This window comes from Psychrobacter sp. 16-MNA-CIBAN-0192, from assembly GCF_040309565.1.
Classification (GTDB): Bacteria; Pseudomonadota; Gammaproteobacteria; order Pseudomonadales; family Moraxellaceae; genus Psychrobacter.
On the sequence record NZ_JBEOOX010000359.1, the window covers coordinates 1 to 263 of the forward strand.

Annotated in this window: 1 pseudogene; it reads right to left on the reverse strand. The window is 52.5% G+C overall.

Annotation, left to right across the window (positions count from 1 at the left end):
• Positions 1–263, reverse strand: a pseudogene (locus AAEY78_RS13590) (metallophosphoesterase); the annotation flags it as partial.

Below are 263 nucleotides of genomic sequence, written 5' to 3' on the forward strand. Positions count from 1 at the left end.
GACAATGAAGTTGGCGGGGAATATCTGACCGTTATGGGTATGCCCAGAGAGCTGCAAATCAATCGGCATTTGGCTGTGCTCAGCAATATCACTTGGTCTGTGGTCTAACAATATCAGCGGCTCAGCGCTATTGACCTGCGCCAGTAGCTCAGTCGTCGGGACGCGCTGACGCTTATGATTGTCGAAGCGTCCCATCAGCCAAAACGCTTGCCCTTGGTGCGTGAGGCGTATGACTTCGTCATTTAATAACTGCACGCCAGCAG